This window comes from Candidatus Jidaibacter acanthamoeba (assembly GCF_000815465.1).
Taxonomy (GTDB): domain Bacteria; phylum Pseudomonadota; class Alphaproteobacteria; order Rickettsiales; family Midichloriaceae; genus Jidaibacter; species Jidaibacter acanthamoebae.
The window spans coordinates 201,283-223,849 of the sequence record NZ_JSWE01000096.1 but is presented as its reverse complement, the minus strand read 5'-3'; the positions used below and the strand labels follow the sequence as shown (position 1 = coordinate 223,849).

13 protein-coding genes are annotated in these 22,567 nt (G+C 31.8%); 1 reads left to right on the top strand and 12 read right to left on the bottom strand.

Annotated elements, in window-relative coordinates; all coding sequences use genetic code 11:
- Positions 1–260: 260 nt before the first annotated feature.
- From NF27_RS05200 to NF27_RS05175, 7 genes are all read right to left on the bottom strand, one after another.
- Entirely contained in the window at positions 261–6,005 is a 5,745-nt protein-coding gene (locus tag NF27_RS05200; RefSeq protein ID WP_039456531.1) for a tetratricopeptide repeat protein, read from the bottom strand.
- Positions 6,006–6,055: 50 nt separating this feature from the next.
- Entirely contained in the window at positions 6,056–11,920 is a 5,865-nt protein-coding gene (locus NF27_RS05195) for an ankyrin repeat domain-containing protein (RefSeq protein ID WP_039456529.1), read from the bottom strand.
- A gap of 49 nt (positions 11,921–11,969) precedes the next feature.
- Positions 11,970–13,937, bottom strand: coding sequence for an ankyrin repeat domain-containing protein (locus tag NF27_RS11190; protein WP_053332605.1), 1,968 nt, complete (start codon positions 13,935–13,937; stop codon positions 11,970–11,972).
- Between the two features lie 474 nt (positions 13,938–14,411).
- Entirely contained in the window at positions 14,412–14,891 is a 480-nt protein-coding gene (locus NF27_RS11185) for an IS982 family transposase (RefSeq protein WP_084212807.1), read from the bottom strand.
- Positions 14,892–15,078: 187 nt separating this feature from the next.
- Positions 15,079–15,216, bottom strand: coding sequence for a hypothetical protein (locus NF27_RS12415; RefSeq protein WP_161791808.1), 138 nt, complete (start codon positions 15,214–15,216; stop codon positions 15,079–15,081).
- A 230-nt stretch (positions 15,217–15,446) separates the two neighbouring features.
- A complete protein-coding gene (locus NF27_RS11180; protein ID WP_084212805.1) occupies positions 15,447–16,289 on the bottom strand; it encodes an ankyrin repeat domain-containing protein in 843 nt (280 codons plus the stop codon).
- A 214-nt stretch (positions 16,290–16,503) separates the two neighbouring features.
- Positions 16,504–17,196, bottom strand: coding sequence for a hypothetical protein (locus NF27_RS05175; protein ID WP_039456527.1), 693 nt, complete (start codon positions 17,194–17,196; stop codon positions 16,504–16,506).
- 155 nt (positions 17,197–17,351) lie between these two features.
- Between NF27_RS05175 and NF27_RS05170 the strand changes: the two genes are divergently transcribed.
- Positions 17,352–17,582, top strand: coding sequence for a ChaB family protein (locus tag NF27_RS05170; protein ID WP_039456525.1), 231 nt, complete (start codon positions 17,352–17,354; stop codon positions 17,580–17,582).
- 75 nt (positions 17,583–17,657) lie between these two features.
- On the opposite strand, the gene tmk is transcribed toward NF27_RS05170, so the two are convergent.
- Genes tmk through NF27_RS05145 form a run of 5 tightly spaced genes read right to left on the bottom strand, consistent with a single transcriptional unit; the run spans position 17,658 to position 22,441 of the window.
- Positions 17,658–18,269 (bottom strand): dTMP kinase, encoded by a 612-nt coding sequence (gene tmk / locus NF27_RS05165; RefSeq protein ID WP_039456524.1) that lies wholly within the window; start codon positions 18,267–18,269, stop codon positions 17,658–17,660.
- Positions 18,270–18,277: 8 nt separating this feature from the next.
- The gene (locus NF27_RS05160) at positions 18,278–18,985 is read right to left on the bottom strand and encodes an ABC transporter ATP-binding protein (RefSeq protein WP_161791807.1); all 708 of its coding nucleotides are present in this window, start codon (positions 18,983–18,985) and stop codon (positions 18,278–18,280) included.
- A 27-nt stretch (positions 18,986–19,012) separates the two neighbouring features.
- Positions 19,013–20,164, bottom strand: coding sequence for a hypothetical protein (locus tag NF27_RS05155; RefSeq protein WP_152606847.1), 1,152 nt, complete (start codon positions 20,162–20,164; stop codon positions 19,013–19,015).
- A complete protein-coding gene (locus tag NF27_RS05150; protein ID WP_039456519.1) occupies positions 20,151–20,795 on the bottom strand; it encodes a hypothetical protein in 645 nt (214 codons plus the stop codon). Before NF27_RS05150 ends, NF27_RS05155 begins: the two co-directional genes overlap by 14 nt.
- Positions 20,792–22,441 carry a hypothetical protein gene (locus NF27_RS05145; protein ID WP_039456517.1) on the bottom strand — a complete coding sequence of 550 codons (1,650 nt, stop codon included), beginning with the start codon at positions 22,439–22,441 and terminating at the stop codon, positions 20,792–20,794. The genes NF27_RS05150 and NF27_RS05145 overlap by 4 nt, the downstream gene beginning before the upstream one ends.
- Positions 22,442–22,567: the final 126 nt, after the last annotated feature.

The following is a 22,567-nucleotide window of genomic DNA, read 5'->3' as shown; positions in this document are numbered from 1 at the left end:
ATATTCTTACTTTGTTTTTTCAATAGGTTTTTAAGCGCTTTCTTATACTGTTTTAGTGTCATTTTACATGTGTCTAATAAACACTCATTTATTGGACATACGATAAGAAAAAGGCTTAATTATAACTCACTTAACAATCTAATTTACAATGCAACATTTTATAATTTCATTGTTTAAGGTAGCATTACTGCATTGATTGAACAGTCCATTGTTGCTCATGCACCCATAAGTGGTTAGTGCTTAAGAAAGAACATTTAGTTTTAAATACTTTCTCGAACTACTACCTCTTTTCTTTGGTACATTAGTTTTACTGTAAAGCAAATTTGCTCAGGTATTTTGAGAAGATCATCCTCTATTTTAGTTCGGCTTACTACTCTATTAGAAACGAAACTTTCTAATAATTTTGTGATTGTGGTTTTATGTAATATCTCAGCTTCAGGTAAGAAACTTAAAGTATGCACTATTAAGTCTATAGGTAAATATGAAATACAGCACGTTTCACTTTTTCTTAATAAATTCATATCTCTACTGGATGTGAATTGCATTTGATGCCTTAACGCCTGAGATAAGGGAATAGTTGCTTTGCAAAGCTTCATTGCTGTTGCATTTAGTTCTTTAAATATATTATGTGCAAAGGTTCCATTTTCTTCTATCAGACCTTTCTCTGCTTCTTTTAATCCGTTACTTGCCTCAACGCAATTTACATCAACTTCTAAAGCTCTTTTATAACATTTTAATGACTTTTCAAAACTGTTCATGGAATAAAAGATCTGGCCTTTAGTAGTATAAGCTAATACATATGAGGCACCGGTGTAAGTTATAAGTCCTATAGCATGATTAACTTCATTCAGTGCTTCTTTTAACTTGCCTTCTAATAAGTATATTTTTGCTCTTCCTATATAAGGGTTGGGTAGTAATTCGTTAATTGATATTGAAAGTCCAAAGTCAATTGATGCTAATTCAAATTGATTGATACTAAGATAACTAAGACCTCTCCTGCTATAATAATCAGCTTTATTAGAATCTATTCTTATTGCTTGATTATAATCTTGTATCGATTTATCAAATTGATTTAGATGATAATAAATATCTCCACGCTCATAATAGTAATAGCTTTCATTTGAATCTAAGCTTATAGCTTTATCATAATCTTTTACTGCTTTATCATAACAACCAAGTTTCTTATATGCAAATCCTCTATTACTGTAATATATACTATCACTTTTTACTAATTCTAAAGCTTTGCTATATTCTATTACTGCCTTATCATATTGTTTTAGATCAAATAAAGTTTTCCCATAATAATTATAATATGCTGCATTAGTCGGATCTAGTTTTATTGCCTGAACATGATCTGCTTTTGCTTTGTCATATTCTTTTAAATAGTTATATGCTTTTCCTCTGTTATTGTAATATACGGCAGAAATTGAATAAAGTTGTATAGCTTGAGTATAATCTTTTACTGCTTCCTTATATTTTCTCAAATAATAATAAGCTTCTCCTCTATTATTGTAGTATAATGCATTACCGGGTTTAATATGTATTGCCTGCTCAATATCTGCTATTGCTTTATCATATTCTCTTAAACAAAAATAGACTTCTCCTCTACTATTATAATGAGATGCAACATTTGGATTTAATTCAATTGCTTTAGTATAACTATCTATTGCTTCACTATACTGTTTTAATTTTTTATTAATTTTTCCTTGTTTACTATAAGATAAAGATACTTCTTTTCCTCTCTTAGCAAGCAATAAGTTTACAACATTAATCTTACCTTGAGCTTTCAAATCCTCATAAATTACTTTTAATCCAACCCCGTAATTACATTCATCTTTACCCCAAATATCAACATTTGATAATTCTTCGTTATCTACCGTGCAGCCAATTAAAGATACTTTACCTAAATTCTTAGGTAGCATAAATTTTTGCATAGTTTCATTGGTTCTAAATATAAATTTAGCTAAAGACTCACAATTACTAAGTTCTAATTCATTTAGCTTAGGGGTTTCTATATTTACTACCTGTAGTTTATCACAATTTCTTATTTCTAATCTTCTAAGATTGGCAAATAATGTAATATGCTTTCTAGTACCTAAGAAATTCAAATTAGTTAAGTTTTCTAAAATAAGCTTTTCCAATAAATTACAATGCCCTGCTATTCCATAATACATTACTCCATCACTAAAACATGTACCGGTAAGACCACGAATATTTATTAGGCCTAAAGATATTAACATCTTACTATCCCATATTAAATCCCATAACTCTGCATCGGGTAAAGAGTTATATCCTTTTAAAATTAATCTATGGAAATTAGTTTTGTATGTTTTTAGTAGACTTATAATATTTTGCCCACCTCCAATTTCTTTTGCATCTATATTGTTTATTAATATTTCTCTATGGATAGGAAGTAATTTATTATATATATTGCTAATCTTACCTTGCTTAATTTCCTCCTTTGCTTCATTTATAAAAGCCTGCCAGTTTTTTAATAACTTTAACTCCTCTAGCGCTCCTGCAGGAGTTAAGTGCTTTTGCTCTCTTATATCTTTAAGTGTCAATATCTTACCTGCAATTGACTGCACTCTTTGATCTATTGTAACTCTACTGTCCTGATAATTTTCAATATTACTCTGTATTTGTTTATTGCCTTTATTCACCTTAAAGTAACTTGCTTTTACTTCAGATAAAGTATTAAAATATTTAAAAGCATTATGTATCTTTTTTGGTAGCATCCTTTCATATATCTTACTTACTAAAGGGTTAATATATTTTAATATTAATTGGGGAGTAAATATATCTTTCTCGCGTAAATTTTGTTGTATCTGCCATAACAACTCATACGTTTCCCGTAATGTTTTTTCTCCAATCACTATAGGGATTATACAGCGTGGCTCATCTATTTTTTCACCTAAGAAATTCGGTAAATACCCTTCTTTCTTATTATAGTATTTTTCTATTTCTAACTCAGACCATATACCTTGTATATGCTTACCGTCCGGTTGTTGGTACCCTACATGATATTTATGTATCTTATCCAATTCTTCAAGCCATCTGGTCAGCATTATATCAATATTTATTCTACTTAAGTCTTTAATTATTGCAGTGTCTATGTGCAATTCCTTTACTTGTTCCAAGCAATAAATAATTGAAGTAAACATTAATATAGGCTTAGTATCTTTAGTTATTATTGGCTCTACAAAGCCATGATCTTTATCTATACATACTAACCTATAAGTATTACTGTTTAATAATTCAATTATATAGTTTTTAGGGTGGCCGTCTTCTTGCCGAGTTACCGCCGAGGCTATTAATGCTTTACTTAATTCCCTGGTATCAAACTTAATTTTTGATACGTCTAGACTCGCGACTGTTTTTCCTTCAATAGTGCTTGAAAGTAGTAACGGATATGTATGTTCCTTTTTATCTTTGGTTATAACTTTACATCTTATAAACTCAGTGAGCGAAGTAGTCCCTGACCCCACCAATAGTTGGCTAAGTAATTCTACTGCTTTTTCGATCCCGGGTAACTCAGGGGAAAATTTAGCATGTAATTTATGTGTTCCGTACTCTATAGGCTTTACTTGGTGAGTACCTGACAATGCCTCATCTGCTATAAATTTTCCGTTACTATTAAATAATTCCTTTGATACTTCCGGTATTAGGTACTTATCTCCTAAATTAATAGAGTTGATTTGTATTATAGGATGCTCTGTTGGCATATTCTCCTGTGTAATGCTTTCTAAACAATATTGCCATCTATAATGATCCTGGTATAGAGCGATTAGTTCAGATAATATTATCGGATCATCTAAAGCATGCTCAGTGTTATTAATATTTGCATTACGTGCTTCATAATAATACTTAGCTATCTGATCAGGAAAATATATGGTTGTTTCCTCATTGGTTCCAGTCAAAGCGTGAAAAGCTAAATTTAACTCTCCGGATGATACCGTTATATCAAGCGCATCTTTTATAAATTGAGTATTTGTTGTTATTAACTCTAAAGCTTTATACAGCGGAGTTATTACTTCTAGGTTAATTCTCTTTAACTTCTCAAATGCTTCTTCTCTAAGAACAAGATGACCGCTTTTATTGTTAGTTGGTAAAAACACCTTATCGTATTGCGATCCTTTAAGAATATGTGCTTCATTTCTTAACTCTATTATGTAACAATAACCTTCTTTCAATGACTCAAAAAACTTGCCGGATATAAAACCTTGTTTATATAGTTCTTCATATATCTTAAGAGTGTTATTAGACTTAATATTATAATATAAGCCTAGATCTATTGCCAGATATACTAGTGGGGAATAAAAGCACTTTTTTAAGTCTATATTTTTATTAGCATAGCTATTCTTATTGCTACCCAACATTACAGAATTCAATTGTTCATTACTTAAACGAAAGTAATCTTCAATATGAGTTTTCAATTGCTTCAGGGATTGCTCTTTATTTATCGAAGATAATGTTTGACTCATTATCTCTTTATATTTTTCAAATAGTAAGTTGTCTTCGTTCGAACTATAAAGTAAGTCGGGTTTAAGTAAACTATAGTGATAGCTTTCTTTAGTATCGTCTCTATGTAAATTATAAACTTTTTCTAAGTTATTAATTGTAATTACAAATTCATCATAATTTAAGACAGGGTTGTTTTTATCTAAACCGAGCCCCTCTCCGTACTCTCCTAAGGTTCTAAGTTGCACATCAATTAGCTTAAATAATATAGTAAAGTACCGGGTAACTGAAGGAACTAATTTATTTTCAGTATCTAAAACAACTAAACATTCTAAATCAGAGCAAGAAAATAATTCTTTCCTACTTAAAGAACCAAAACTAAGTACTATATATTCACAAGGAGGTTTTCCAAGGATATCACCGGCTTCTTGTATTAATCTTCTTATTAAATTACTTATTTCTTCTGACAAAAATACTTGTTGATCTAGAGCATTTAAATTTACAGATTCTCTTCTAATATCTCTTAGCTTATTCCAATTCTCTCTCCATATAAAATGAGGGCTATTTGAAGATAGATCATAACTTTCCAGCATTAACTGAGTATTATAGGTAACTAGCTTATCCAGATCAGATAAACTATATTGATAGCCCTGGCTTTCTATAGAATTCCCATGTAAACGAGTTTGATGTGTATTAATAACTTCACTAGCCTTGAATATAATATTCCTTGCTAAGGGCTCCACATCTATATCTTTATTCGAACAAGATAATAATTTTAATAAATTCCAATAGTTGTTAAGAGTCTTTGTGAATTTATCAGGAGCTTGGTTATCACCTCTATTTTTTAATGTATTATCCTCTAATGTTTGTTCTAATATTTCATAACATAGTTGGTAAGTATACTTACTAATATTACTGTCTATTTCTAAAGCTGTATCTGAAGCTTCTCTTTCACACTGTGATTTCTTTAATGCCATGGAAATATCATTTAATATTTCTAATACTTGGTTAGGATCTATCTTTAGAGAAAGAGTTCTTTCCTGTGGTGTAGATATAGAAGTAGAAAGACTTTTTTGCTTTAAAAAAGCTATATTCTTATAGAGCAAGGTTAAATATTGCCCTAAATTAGTATGGCTATAATTATTGTTAATAACGTTGGCAACTTTTTCTTGTAATAAGACTATCTCCTTGAAATTATTTAAGCCCGATTCTTGTATGTATCCAATAAAAGCAACTATAGCTTTACTTATTTCTTTAGTAGTTTTCTTATGGAGATCTAATGATTCAGAAAGGCTTAATTGATAGACAAGCTGGCAGTAGTAATCAATTATGGCGTCATGGTTACCTTCATCAATTATTAACTTAAACTGCTCACAAAAGCCTATTAATAAATCATTTATATCAATCTCAAAAATTACTTGCGGCTGAGTATCCTCTTGGTCTGACTCCGGAATAGTTATTTTTTTTACAGGAAGAATATTATTTAAGTAATAATTACTACTTTTATATTCATTTAGGCCGATATTTATTGTGTTCTCTTTCAAGTTAGCCTCCTATTTTGCTCTTTTATCTAGTGTTTAAGTATTCATGTATTTTATATCCTTGATACTTCAGGTGTTTTGCTAAACTGACGAAATATCTCCTTCATTTCAAAGCTTTGGGCATAATCTAATGCAACTTTATTTTCATTAGTTTGTATAAATGGGTCAGCTCCATGTGCTAACAGTAAATTAACTAAGTCTTTGTGATCGCCTGATACGGCGTAGTGTAAAGGGGTAAAGCCAAAATTATTACATAGATTAGTGTCTACTTCTTTATCTAATAGCATTTTAGCTATGGCTAAGTGATTTTTATCAGCAGCTATATGTAATGCTGTATCTCCTCTCACTTTATCTAATAAATTAACTTGCACTGGAACACTATGATTAAGTAATAGTTCTACTATCTTTGTATGCCCAGCCTCTGTTGCTTGGTGTAGAGCAGTTTTACCGCTTGTATCGTCTACATAGTTAGTATCTGCTCCGTCCCTCAATAACCCCATTACGGTAACAACTTTACCTGTATTTGCTGCTTCATATAATTTATATCCCTTCTGCTTATCTGGAGTGTTATATTCTACATCAGTATTTACATTTTTTGGGGTTAGTTTTTGGTATTCTGTATTAGTTGTTTTTGCTTCTTCCTGTTTTGCTTCACTTATATCTACATTCAGATCATCAGTAAGCTGAGGCCTGGAAAGTATAACACCTCTTCTCCTTTCAGCAATTTTTCTTACCTGAGGTGAAGCAGTTGTTTTTTTAGCCTTGATTTCTACTATTTCTAGTTTTGTATTTGAAGTATTATCATTTCCTGTGCTACCTTTAGCTGATTCCAGTACACTCCCATTAAATTCATTAGCAGCTAATGCTGGTTCTGTTATTTCTCTTCTGCTCGTTTTATTTCTCTCTAGATAAGTTTCAATTTCGGATAATGTACTATTGCTTATATGATTACCTCTAAGATCTAAATCAGTAAGAGTAGTGTTATTTTTTAATGCTTTAGCTATTGCTTTTCCCCCTTCTTCACTTATGTTGTTATTACTAATAAATAACTTGGTGAGTATAGTATTAGTTTTGAGAGCACTAGCTATCAGTATAATGCCCATATCACCTATTCTATTGTTTCCAAGGTATAGCTCTGTAATACTATTATTGGTTCTAAGCAACCTACCAATAGCTTTCCCTCCTTTAAATTCTATATTACTGCCGGCAAGATGTAATATTGATATATTAGTATTAGTATTGATTGCCTCTATTATATTCTTTAATATCTTATCACCTATATTAATATAATTAAGATCAAGGCAAGTTAAGTTAGTATCGTCTCGTAATATTTTATTCCTAGCTAAATAGCCAGTAATGTGGCCAAATGTCTCAGGTTCTATTTCATTTTCTGTGAGATTTAATTCTGTAAGAGTCATATTAGTTCTAAGAGCTTTAGCTATAAATTTTCCCTCTTCATCGTCTATATTATTACCTTTTAAATTTAAGGTAGTAATAGAAGCATTTTTTTTAAAAACATCTAATATTTCCTTTTTTACTTCAGTATCCATACCACTATATTCAAGATTTAAGGTAGTAATGGTGAAGTTACTCTTTAGGGCTTCTGCTATTTTTTTCCATCCTTCGGTACCAATACTATTATATACGGAAACAGTAGTATTGGGTTGAAGGCCATCTAATCCTGATATATCTCCTTTATAGGATATATTATTATCACTAAGATATAATGTCTTAATAGTAGCATTAGTTTTTATTACTTTACCTAAAGCATCTATATCTTTTTTAGCAAACTTAACATGCTTAAAGCTTACCGTATCTTTAGAAATCTCTGCCTTGTATAGTAACTCTGCTTTTAATAATGCTAATTGCGGGTGGTATGTTTTAGCTTGCATGTTAGTTATCTTATCACACCCCTCAAGCATCAAAGTGTTTAAGTAAGAACTATTACCGACTAAATAGCATAATCCTTTATCAGTAATCTGCTTACACCCGCTTATATCCAACCACTCCAGTTTAGGAGCATATATCCAAACATTGCCTAAATCCCGGTTATCACTTAAATCCAACCTTCTTAAATTAGAAAACACTAAACTACTCATTCCGGTCTTTGTACCAATATAAGATAAGTTAGGTATATTATTTATAACCAACTTCTCTATCTGTGGACAATAGCTTGCTATACTTCTTACCGCATAATTGGTAAGGCTTACACAGCCGCTTAGATTAAGAACCATAAGTCCGGGACTATCTTTTAATATATCATTTATTATGGCATCAGTTAAAACAGTACAGTTACTAAGTAAAAGCTCGGTAAATGAACTACCTCTCATAGCCTGTAATATAAATAACTGTTTACTTTCACTTAATCCTGCAAAATTAACTCTCTTATTTCCTCCCTTAGTGCCGTTTATAACTCTTTCTCTGAAGCTATCTAATAATAATTCCTTAAACGGTTTATCATTTCCTGCCAATAGCTGTTCCCTTACTCGGTTTAATGTCGAACTTTGTAACTTTATTATTTTAATTTCGTCTATTGCTTGGGCTGGTGTATGTTTCTTTTTTACTATATCTTCCAAGTTCGGTATTTCCTGCAATACCGACTGTAAAAGTTGTCTACTGTTTACCATTGTACCGAATCTACCGGCCATAACGGTTGAATACTGATCCTTACATAAAACCGAGAATACCTCTTTAGCCCCTAAACCTTTGAGCTTAGGATCATCATAATACTTGGCAAGTAATGGCTCTATATTGTATAATAACTGCATAGGAGTAATTTTCTCACTATATTCCAATATAGATTTTAACTGAATAAACTTTTGATATAGTGTTGCTACAGCACCTTGCTTTAACATAATGGGTATTACCACCGGTAGTGCACCTTCTTTTTCATACTTACGAGTAAATATTCCTCTTCTTTCTCCTTGGTTTAGCAGTATTTCCTGCTCTTTGACCGTAAATAGATACCTATACTCATTATCTTTTTTAATCAGTTCAGTAAGCCATTCATTTAGTAACTCATCATGGTTTAAAGCAAGTATTTGCTCTCTTACTTCCTTATCAAGATCCTCATACATCTGCGGCATACAATATAATATTGTTTTAACCATCAGCTTAGTATGTGACTTTTCCTTTACTAAGGCAGGCACTAAGCCATGGTCATTATCAACACACACAATATTGTATTTTTCTCCTTCTCCTCCTTTCACAGGCTCAAGTATGTAATTATCCGGCTTTCCGTCTTCCGGGTTGATAAGTAAAGAAGCCATATACATCATACCAAAGCTTTTACTGCTTATCTTACTTAAACATGAACTTTTTCCGTTTAATGCATCTTGATAATTAATTCCCTTAACGGTTCGGGATATCTGTACAGGATAAACTCTGTTATCTACAGTGAACTTAAGTAGCTTAGTAACAGGAGCGCCTTGTCCGGCAATCTTTCTGATCAGTGAACCCAGTGTGTATTCCATACCGGGAAGTTCGGGGTTCTCTTTAATATGCAGTGAATAACCGTTATGCGTTATACCTACTACGTTACGCCGCCCATATCCTCCTTCCTGTTTAACTATACTACCGTCTTTAGTGATTATATTCTCAGCCACTTCAGGCTTAAGCATATACTTATTACCTGCTTCTTCAACTATAACGGCATTTTCCGGTATTTTAGACGGAAGCGGCATACTGAGACTATTTAGTCCTTCCTGCAGATATACCTCTTCTCTTTGTCTTAGTATCTCCAGTTTATATTCTCTAGTATAATACCTGTGATATATAGAGATTAACTCTGCAAATATACTTGGGTTGTCTAGAGCCTCATTATTTTTACAATGTGTTCGGCAGTATAAATCTGCAACATGATCAATATTTGTGATTGTTGCTTGGTCTTCAATAGTTTTGTTTCCGGAATGATTGTATGATTTGTTTTTTACTATTAATTCAACTGCTTTATATAGCGGAGTTATTACTTCCAGGTTAATTTTCTTTAACTTCTCAAATGCTTCCTCTTCAAGTACGAGACAACCGCTTTTAGTACTATTAGGTAAGTATATTTCATCATAATGTGATTTTTTAAAGTTATGTGCTTCAAATCTAAGTTCCACTATGTAGCAGTATGCTTCTTTAAGGAAAGTGAAAAACTCGGTTGATATCACATCCCTATTATGTAATTCTTCGTATATTTCAAGTGTATTATTAGTTTTAATATTATAATATAAGCCTAGATCTATGGCTAAATAAACAAGCGGTGAATAAAAGCATTCTTTTATATCAAAACATTTGTTTTCGTTGCGAGCCACCTCTGCCCCCAATTTCATAAAACTTAAATTATCTCTACTTTCCAACAAAAATTTACTAGTATGGTATTCCAATTGATTAATAGCTTGCTGTTTATGGGTAGAGGCCAGTATTCCACTCATTACATCTTTGTATCTCTCAAAAAATATATCATCTTCCCTTGAACTATAAAGCAGGCTAGGCCTAAGTAGACTAAATCCCAAGATATGTTGATTTTTACAGTGTTCATTATAAGCTTCAGGTAATTTGTTAATTGTAATCACGAACTCATCAAAGTTTGTAGCTGGATCGTTACCATCTAAAGCAAAACCTGCCTTTGATTCCCCTACAGCTAGTATTTGTATTTTTAACAATCCGGCTAATGCTTTAAAATACTCAGGAATCATTCCTGCACTCTTATTTTCAGCATCTAAAATAATTAAACATTCCAAATCTGAGCCGGGAAAAAATTCCTTTCTACTTAAAGAACCTAAACTAAGCATTATATAATCACACGGCGGCTTACCAAGTATCATCTCTCCTTCCTTAACCATTTGTGATATCAGGATTTCAATTTTTTGAGATAAATATAATTGCCGTTCTATAATGTCTTCTATCTTAATTACTTCTCTTCTTATTTCTCTAAATTTATTCCAGTTCTCCCTCCATTTATTGCTACTTTCACACGCTATGATTTTGTCGCTGTCAACAAGCAATTGAGTAACATATGTCGTTAAATCATCCAAATCAGTCAAACTATATTTATAACTGGCACCAGTAGGTTCTTTCAGTTTATTACGATAAGTATCAATGATATCCCCCGCTTTATACAAAAAGTTTCTCATTAAAGAGCTCAAATTTAATTCCTTTTCATTTACAGCTAGCCTTTCTAAAATTATACGGTATTGGATTAATATGTTTTTAAATAATGCAGGTGATTCCTTAGGTATTAACTTAAGAGTTTTTTCGCTTAAAAATTCATATAGACACTTATGGGATAATTGATAGATATATTTATCGATTTCTTTATCTAAAGCTGAAGCTATACCCTTAATCTCCTCTTGCCTAACAATTTCTTTTAATGCTTGCGCATAAAACTCTATCACCCCAAAATCTTTAGGTAGCACATATAAAGAAACGGCCGTTTCTTTTTGTTCGACGAAAGTTTTTGTTTTTAAAAAACCTACATTCTTATATAATGAGGATTTAATTTTACATAATTCAGTATGGTTGTAGTGACGCTTTATTATATCGACCATACTTGTTTGTAGGGTTATAATGCGAACAAAATTACTTGAATCCAAATTTTCAGAGTAGTTAATAAATAAATCAATACATTTAAAAATCTTGGATATTACCACTTCATCGATTAATAACGGTTCAAACGTATTTAGTTGGCGTATTAATTGCTGATAATAACTAATAACAATAGTTTGCTCATTTTTTTCCAAGAAGGTATAAAATTGATCACATAACTTTATCAGCACCTTATTAATAGGTTCATTATTAGGTAAGTATATTTTTTCAGAACTTGAAGTTGCCAATAACGGAACTGATACATCAGTCGGCAAAGGTTGAACATTCGTATAAAAGTTTTTACTACTGTATTTTTTTGATACCGTAGTTTCTATTTCATTCCTCAATTCAACCTCCTGCTCGGTTTTGTTTAAATGGATTTAAGATTAGTTTTACTTATATAGCCCTGGATATTTCTTCGTTCTTACTAAATTTGCGGAATATCTCTTTCATCTCAAAGCTTTGTGCACACTCGGATGCAAGTTTACCTTCCTTATTCCTTAGCATAGTATCGGCTCCTTGCTTCAAAAGGAGTTCTGCAGCTTCTTTGTGATTATGTGCTACTGCCCAGTGTAACGGTGTATTTTGCATTATTTCATCCGCCTCATTAATTGAACTGCCGAATCTTATTAATTCCGCCATAACATCTTTATGTCCATGGTATGCTGCCCTGTGTAATGCCGTAGCTCCGTATGAACTTCTTACATCTATATTTGCATTATGTGTAAGCAATAGTCTCACTATATTAGTATACCCCTGCAAAGCAGCTCTATGTAAGGCTGTTTCCCCACTGTTATCCCTTAAATTAATATTTGGTGCGGGGTCGTTACGCAATAAAGTTTCAGCTATCTTATAATACCCGAACTCTGCAGCATAATGTAATGCCGCACAACCGAATTTATCTACACCATCTAGCGATATATTCGAGCTCAATAGGTCTACCGTCTTTCCTATATTTCCTGCATGTACTGCCTCTATTAATTCTAAGGATACCGGCTTTTTCTTAGCTTTTAACTCTACATAATCCTGTCGCTTCCAGCTTTCTACCTTAACCAACGGTAAATCTGTTATCTTCTTTAAGTCTTGACTTGCTTTTTTAGTGCTGCTATCCCATTTTTTTATTTCTTTTAGTGAAGATATAGCAGTAGTTATTTCAACTACTTTTATCTTATCGTCGACTGCTCCGGTAAATATTTCGGACACAATTGTTCTATCATGCTCCTTTATTCTATCAACATATTTATTTATCGTTTTTAAGTTATCAATATTTTTGAACCAATATTGTATCTTTGCCGTATCCTCTCCAATTTCACAGCAGTATATTTCACATGCTTTCTCATATATCTTCTTACGATCAAATCTCTCAAGCCTACTATTACTTGTTTTTAATTTATCAGGTCTGCTTATTAAATACCCTTTGGTTGCCTCTCTTCCCGACCTAATCAGTTTCTCTTTGGTTTCTTCACTTAGTTTAAAGCTTAACGTATCTACTCCGGTTATATCTATAAATACCGTTCTTAACTTATCATCGCTTCTCCTGGTTACATTGTTCACTGCATTTTGAGTAGTACCGTACAATGCTTTTGCATAAGAAATAAACCCTGTTATTTCGCTTCTTATAGGCTCAGCACCATCTCTTAAGACCGCCAGCTCTTCAATGGGATCTACCCTAAACCCTAATGTCTTCATATTAGGCTGGCTTCTTTCATCAAATAAATGCAACGGATAGTTGTTAACGACCCCTCCGTCTACATATAGATCCTCTATATGACTCCCAGGCTTAGCATATCGCTTAGCGGTAAATACAAGAGGTATTGACATCGATATTCTAACTGCATCCGCTATCTTCATATCAGGAGTGTGCTCATGAGAAAATATTTCATAATACCCAGTACTTATGTTAGTACCTGTAAAATACATGTATTTGTATACTTCTGCCTTTTGGCTTAATATTGCTTTATGAGCATCTTTGAATGTAGCGTTCTTACTGCCTAATTTCCGCTCTACTATCCCTTCTGCCCATTCTAAAAAGAATTCTGCCGACTCAGCACCAAATTGTGTTCTTATTCTTCTTAGTACTAAAGGCCATTTAAGTAGAGTATCCCCTAAGTTATAGGATTCAAAAAAAACTTTTTCCAGCTCTCTTCTAGAATCACCGATATCATAACCAAGCCCTAACAACAGGGCAGTAATAGCTCCTGCCGAGGTACCTGCTACTCTTTTTACACCCGCAAGTATGTTTTCTTTACCAAGTACATCGATAGCTCCTATATATGCAAAACCTTTTATCCCTCCTCCTTCAAATATTAAGTTTTCGTATTGATACTTATTTGGTAGGTGTATATCTTCTTTTGATAATTGCATATCTATGCTCCTTTCTATTTAATACTTTCTAATTTACTAATAATAATTATGGTTAAGCTCATAAACTTACTTAAAATATTAGACTTTTTTTAAATATAGTTATCTCAATATCCGAAAACCCTTTAAAGCTGCTTACCATATTAAGTAAGAGGGGGTTCTGCAATTTATTAAACTATTAAAAAGCATCCTTTATAAAACAAGTAGTTAAAAACAAGTAAAACATTGTTTTATTGCTTTCAAACTGGCAATCACTCTTTTATTAAAATTGAGATATAGAATGTATATTATTTTTGATGTTTTATCCTTAAAATCAGCATTTTAAAGGCAGTTATTAAATTGTTTTTAAAAAACACTTAATAATTACTTAGTAGTTTACTTCGAACATACCATAATAACTTCTCATCACAGCTGTCAATTACAACGGCGTAGTCGCTCAAATATGGATTAAGCAATGCTACCCATTTTACACATATTTTAAAATAAAATTAGTTCGGCGATTAAACTAAAGATGATGTTTACAAAAGCATTTACCAGGCTTCTATGCCGTGAATGCTCTATATGGTAGCAATTCTTCAAATGATCTATCACGGTTTCAATTATCCCTCTCTTGCTTAAAAAGAACTTCTGCGCTTTGTTGATTATACGCTTCTTCATATTTTTTCTTACTTTGGTAAATATTTCCATAGCCTGAGCCTTTAGCTCATCTGCTAAAGATTTCCCTAAATATCTCTTATCTACAAATAACCATCCCTTAAGCTTTTCAACTAACTTCGGCAAAGGCTTCCTGTCATCAGTGCTCGCTCTTGTTATAGAACAAGCCATCAACTCCCCTCGATTGTTTATTACCAAATGTAACTTTAGCCCGAAGAACCACCCCATAGAGTTTTTGTCTTTCGCTGCATAACCTGTAAATACTCTATGCCGCTTCTTCCTCGCTATATAACAAACTTTTATTTCTTAAAATATATATCGGTCTTTTTGCCTCTCATACCGTGCAGAAAAAAGCGGCATTATGCTTACAGATATCGGTTCTACAAAACGGTTATAGCTTACCAAGTGGGGAAAATAGCTCTTAAGATGATTGAGTATGCAATCTTTATAGTATTCTTTAAATGCCGGTAGTTGCTTATATGAAATAGTATCATGATGATAACGTCATCCTACATGCTCTTCGCCTTCGCTTATTATTTCCTCCGATTAAATATCTGCCGCAACTCTTATCAAAATGCTTACAAAAATCGTCAACCGCACAGAATATATCAATCAGGGATGCGAACATCGTTACCTCATATTGATGTTAGAACCAATTAAAGGATAACTTACTTCGCATCCTTCTTTATCTCAATACCCTTTTACAACATCCTTTATACCGAACTCAGGTGAATGTAAGTTTCTTACCCGCAGTTGTGGTATCAATTGACTAAGTCAATGAGCAAAATGCAGTGTTACAATAAATAAAATTGAACGAGAAATTTATTTAATTTTAGAGCTAAGAAACTACTAAGATTATTAGCTTATCTGCTTTGTATTATTTGTATATTGATTATTAGTGACTAAGATATAACTTCGCCAATCACCCTTAGGATTATTTTTTGCATTTTTAGTATCATCTATATGTTTTTGATGGCGTTTAGTAAAACTCCTATCGAATTCTTGTTTTGTATTTTTTGATCCTTGTTCGTTATTAAAGGTGCTGCCTTCCTGCTCCTGGCTTTTAAGGTGAACAGCCTTCCTCTTCTCTCCTCTTTGTTTTTTATGTTCTTTTTCTAATAGCTTTTCTTCAACAGCTTTAAATTTAGCTGCTTTGCTAGGATGTTCTTCCAAATATATTTCATATGCTGTTCTAGGTGCCATTTTAATTCCATCTGCATCCCTTTCATCATATTTGATCATATATTCTTTTATCTTTAAATTAGGATTTGCACCATGCTCAAGTAATTTTTTGCACAGTTTAAGGTCACCTATAACAGCAGCTGCATGCAGGGCAGTCTCCCCTTTCTTATCAGTTTGTATATTCAAATTAGCTCTCCTAACTAGTAGTAGATCCACAATCTTATCCATTCCTTTAATATGATAATTATTTATTGCTTTATATAGCGCTGTTTCATTCCCTATATCTGTTGCGTCAACATCTATATCTGAGTTATTTAATAGCAACTCAACCATTTCTAAATATCCGTTAGCAGCAGCTATATGCAAGGGAGTAATATTACTACGATCTGTAATATTTATATTTATTCCTTCTTGATTTAGTAATAACATCGCTATATCTCTATAACAGCTATGAACAGCGTAAAATAACGCACAAAAACCTAAATTATCTTTTGCATTAACATCCGCCCCTTGTGCTATGTAGTTCCTAACATCTTCTGTTTACTTGATTCTTACAGAAACAATAAGTTTTTTATCTATTTCTCTCATAACAACCTTATTATTAAAATTATTTTGTATAACTTTATTATTTATAATTAATATTATCAATCTAATTAATGTGAATTTATTTAGTTATTTATACTAATTATAAGGATATACTAATATCATGCTTGGGTAGTTTTACTTTTAAATCCTATAACTCTTCCCTATTTATTGATACTTCTAGCTTACCATCTTTTAGCATTTCTATTTTAATTGATTTTTCCCCTAATTCTAAATCTTCCTGTAAATAGCTTCTTATTTGATCCTCATTTCCTTTAATTATAAAACGGATTTCATCATCTGCTTCTTTAAATTCTTTATTATGTATTATGTCTCTTAATTTATTAGCAATTTTTTGTCTTATAATTTGCAAGGTTGGTGATGTGGATGACGAGCTGATTGTACGTTCTTTTAAAGTTCTTATAGTAGGTGATGTTACGCTTGTAGAAGTTGAAGAAATGTCAGTACTTTTATTTACAGATGGTTCATTAATATCACTCCATAAGTCTGGGGGAGAAGGAGATCGATAATGCGCTTGCGTATCTTCCTTTCCAACTTTCTTATGGTCACAACTAAAAACCATATATGCTTCTGACCATTTAAAACCTAACTTTTTCATTTCTCTTAAAAATTTTATTTCTATTTCACTTCTTAATTCATTTGAAATAATATTATAATTCTTTATAAGAAACTCAGGACAGCCGGAAGGAAAATAAATATCATGTCGATCTCTACTAGCAACAAAATCATCAAAGAATATTTCATTTAATAATGCAAAAGGTTTTGTATAAGCGTGAACAGAGGTAAGCATCTTAGAAGGAAAGCTACTTGAAAAGTTTAGCATTATAAAAAATTGTTAGGCTGATAAACTGGAAGACCAAAATAATGTTTATTTTCTAATATATCAATTAATATATATTTTTAACGCTAAAAACTTGACGGAATATTTAATAATGCTAAATTATAAGCCTTAAGCTAATATTATCTTTAGGAGAATATATGCCTTATAATTCTACGCACGACTTACCCTATAGCATAAAAAATCATCTCCCTATTAAAGCGCAAGAAATTTATCTAAAAGCTTTTAATAATGCTTGGGAAGAATACCAAGACTCTGATAAACGTAGAGGCGAAGAAACAAGGGAAGAAGTATCTCATAAAGTAGCCTGGAGCGCAGTAAAAAAGAAATACCACAAGGATGAAAGCGGTAATTGGGTTGAAAATGATTAAACATTTAATTTTTGCTCAGGATTTTGAGATAATAAAAAAATTTGCTCAATACGTATTTTAATCATATTAACTTATTTATTCAATCTTCTCATCAATCACATTTTTTATCCTTTCAAATACCTCTTCTTGACTGCCAGCGGCATCTATAACCTTGATTCTGCTTTTATAGCTTTTAGCCAGATCTAAAAAAGAATCATTAATTTTTGTATGAAAACTTATATCTTTTTTATCATAATAGGTTTGAACCTGCCTATTCTCCACCACTCTTTTCATACTTATTTCAGAATCTATAGTTAGAAAAAGAGTTATATCAGGCATAAAATCACCGATACTCAATCTGGTTATTTGCTCAATCACATTTAAGGGTAATTCCTTTAAATATCCCTGATATACAAACGATGAATCGATGAACCTATCTGATATTACCACCTCACCATCCATGAGTTTTGGCTTAATAAAATTAATAACATGATCTCTTCTAGCTACCGAAAGCAGCAAAAATTCCGTTAACGGATCAGAGATCCCTTCACCCGATAATAATACTTCCCTTAGCTTTTCAGCAAATTCCGTGCCGCCCGGCTCTCTGGTAAGCGCAACTTTTTTACTCTTACTTTCAAGATATTTTTTTAAAAATTTTGCCTGGGTTGATTTTCCGCAACCTTCACCGCCTTCAAACGTAATAAACATATTTTACTTCACAAATTTATAGCACTTAAAAAAGATTCTTCCAAACTATTAGCCGGGTATTTACTAATAAACTCTTTGCTACTGCCCTCAAATATTAATCCTCCTTCATGGATTACCCCTATTTTATCACATATCTCTTCTATGTCCGCAAGTATATGTGAGCTAAAAAATATTGAGTTGCCCTCTGCTTTGTAGGAAATGAGTTTCTTTTTAAGAGCTATTCTTGCACTCGGATCTAACCCGCTCATTGGCTCATCTAAAATTAATAAAGGTGCACGAGTTAAGAAAACTGATATTAATCCAAGTTTTTGCCCCATTCCTTTAGAGTAATTACTGATTCTCCTATCTAATGCTTCAAATTTTAATCCTAGTTGATTACATAATATTTCTGCTTCTTGTAAATTATAATCCAAACCATAATAACCCATTGACAGCTCTAAAAATTCTCTACCTTTTAAAAATGGGGAAGGATTAAACTTTTCAGGCAAATAAGCAATTAAGGATTTTGATTTTAAATCCGCATTCGGATTTGAAAATATGGTAACTTCACCTTTGTCCTGAAGAAGCAAATTTAAAATGATTTTGATTAAGGTAGTCTTCCCTATTCCGTTTAAGCCGACTAAACCAAATACTTCCCCCTGGCTTATGCAAAAAGATATATTATTTAATACTTGGGATTTTTTAAACTTTTTTTCGATTTCCTTTACTTCAAGCACAAACACTATAAACTTCTCTCCCTTTAGTTAATTCTTTCTAATCTTACCTTCAATTATTGAAAGCGTATCAACAACAAAAGTTTGATTAGGTTTTAATATAAAATGAATTGTCGCATTTTCTGCGTTATCATTTTTAATTTTAATTCTATTATCTTTAGATTTATAATACTCACCATCTTTAATTAGTCTTAACTGCCACTCCGGAGAAATCACATCCAAATTAGCCGTCTTCCATATAAATTCAACTGAATCATTATTTACCTTGTCGACTAAAACTCCCCCGAGTGATTTTTCTTGAACCTTATAGTTATTAAGCCACACTGACCAACTCTGGTTTGAAAGATATATTATCGAATTCAGATAAAATGAAGTAAGCTCTTTTTTAGCTTCTTCTATACTTCCTATTTTAGCAATTTGGTTTTTTAACTTACTAAGGTTGATAAAGCTCTCAACTGCCGCTAAAATTCCTTTAGCTTCACTGTTAGTAAACATTATAGAGCGGATTTCTCCTTCTTTAAACTCAGGATCATTTTGAGTTATCGGCTTTGTTTCACTTTTAACCGTATTATTTTGATTAGCATTAAGTTTGGTAAATTCTACTATTTCACTTAATTCATTTTTACCTAAATTATTATTCATTGTCATAACTTTTGTAAATGAACTGCTTGGTAAAACTTCACAATAAGCTTTATATATTTCCTTTAATTGGCTTGTCTCTTCATCATTAAGTTGAACACTATTATCATATAAGCTTATATAATGCTTCTTTAATATGTTCGAAATTTCTACTAGATTATCATTTGGAAAAGCACAATTAATCCCTCCGAAGTTTTCTACTCTTTCAATATATTTACACTTTCCATTATCTATTCCTGCAACCTTACGATAAATTTTACCGAAGGGAGCTTTTTCATAACAAATTGACACCGAGCAATTATAAAAGTTAAGCGGCAAATCTTTACAGCTTTGTACGCTATATTCTTTTATATCAACCTTCTTAGTGACCTTAAAAGGATAAGAGGTATCAGTCGGTTTAGATGTCGAATCATTATGAGGGATAGATACATACCCAGAGTTGGGTGTATTACTCAGGATATTATCCCCTATTCTTTCTACCGCATTTGCTGTTGCAGAAATTAACAATAGCAGCAAAACAATTACTAATTTATTTATTTTCATCATTAATATTACTTTCTTTAAGCCTTATAAAATCCTGCCAAACTATATTTATCTTAGCCTGCACTAAATCTTTATATCCCCCTTGCTTTATATTTTGCAACAAAGAATCATTTATATCTATATCTAAACTGGAAATATCTATTGAAGTATAGTTAAGCAACCCGGGGATCTTCTTGCCTAACTCATCAATGAAATTAAAAACATCAGTATCGAGGTAGCTGCTTAACCCGATATCTATTTCGCTATATTCTAAACCTATCTTACTTTTGATTACGTCCTTTCTAATAACCGGGCTTGATAAATTGATGCTTAGGTTATTAATAAAGTGGTCTTTACTTGCTGTATCAATAACTTTTTTAGCTTCCTCAATCCTTAACCCGATTTTATTAAAATTATTATTCTTTATTATTTCCCAGGTTAATTGTGCAGCCTTAGTTTTCGCAATATTATGATCAATAGTAAAAATTTTAGATCTTAAATCATCATATTTTTGTTTATGAAAAGAATACTTACCCGAAAAATAATTTTGTACATAAGACACCCCTCCTAATATTAATAAACATACTAGTAGAATTGCCCCAGGCTTGGATGCTTGTAAAATAAAATATGCTCTTAAATTACTTAACTTCATTTCAGCTGCTCATTATCTTGTGTCGGCGTTTGAATAACTATTTGTAAGGTAAGCGCTTTTTTAAAATCTTCAAAAGAGAAACTTTCAGGTAGTGAAGAAACTTTTACACTATAGTTCCTAAATACTTGAGTAAGCCCTACCGTATAATCATTATAATTATTTTTTAATTCATCATAGGTAGAGCCATAATTCTGGAAAGTTACCGTAAATCTACCGATAAAAGAAAACTTATTTATTAAAGATTTTTCATAACTATTATTAGATTGCGGAGTAAATTTTAAATTCGGGGCTTGATAAGAAATATTAATCCTACTTACTTTAGCTAAGTCAGGTCTTATCTCTCCCAGTTGTTGCAATATTTTTACAGGATTAGTATTATATTGTTTATACTGCTCATATAACTCAACTATTTCCTCTACTTCCTGTGCATTAACGTCACTACCTAACTTTTTTTGCTCATTAGCTTTAAAGTTCGTTTTACTATCTAAATTTGCAAGTAATTTTGATTCATTAAATTGAAAATTTTTCATTTCAGTACTTAGCGTGAAGGCATCAAATACTGCAATTAAAGATAATATTATGGTAATAGGTACTGCAAGCTTTAGCAGGGTAAGAAAATAGCTGAATAATTTGGTATAGATATAAACTTTTTTTGTTTCTTCGGTATGGACGGTAATAACTCTTTTTTTATCAAGGTGCATTAAGGAGAGGATTAGAGGATCACAAAAACGGTCATTCTCAGTAGTTATATCAGGAGGAATTTTTAGAATGTTACTTGCTTCATATGGTGTATATATATTTACTTCTTTTGCATTAAATTTATTACGGCGAATATTTTTTTTAATTTCATTGGATATGAGAATATTAATATAAATTTCTACCTTCTCTTTGGTAGACAATCTTCTTAAATATTCAATAGAATTAATTATTTCCTGCTCAATAGCTCCTGCGATCACCACAGGATTCGGATCAATCAAGCTATTTAAAAGCCTGGTAAAAATCACCCTACCGTTTTGAAATACTACCTGCCTGAACCCACCAGATTTATTTAATGTCAGCAAAACTTCCCAGGTAGATATTCCGCTATTTTCTTTATTTTTAAATAAAGAAAATAATTTTTTAAACTTTAGTAATTTATTAGTACTATTTACCTGATTCTTTCTTAGCTTTTTAATTACAGTGCTTAACTCAACAGGTAAAAAATGGATTCCTTGTATTATATTTCTGTATTCCTCAAAAAACTTAACCCATGTAGAGATCGGAGGTTCAAAAGCAGTAGAAATAAACATATAAATCCAATCATTACGGCCGACTTCAGTTCTGCCGACTTGTAAAAAGCTCTTTAAATGAGTCTTTATGGTTTCTTTCTCAAGACGCTGCTCTGCAAGCTTGTTAATATTGAATACGCTGATTGCAGGGAGGGTTCGCTGTATATACGTTTGGTCTAGAACATCAATATAAAGATGTAAAGAAGCTTCTTCATCGCCTAATAATATTTTCCTGAGTTCAATGGTGTCTGCATCACTTGTGCTTCTAATAAATAATTTTCTCGCAATTTTATTCCCTATAAAGTAAGCAACTGCTATACCTTCTTCTCCAATAGAGACATGTATATTATTATGCTTCTTAAAAATCCTCTCTAACATTAAAACACAAGTAAATTACCCACCACATAATTAGAGTAATACTATCAACCATTTAGGTAAAGAATTAATTTTAACTTTAAGCATATAACGGTTATTTCATCTATTGATATTATTAACTTGTTTCGT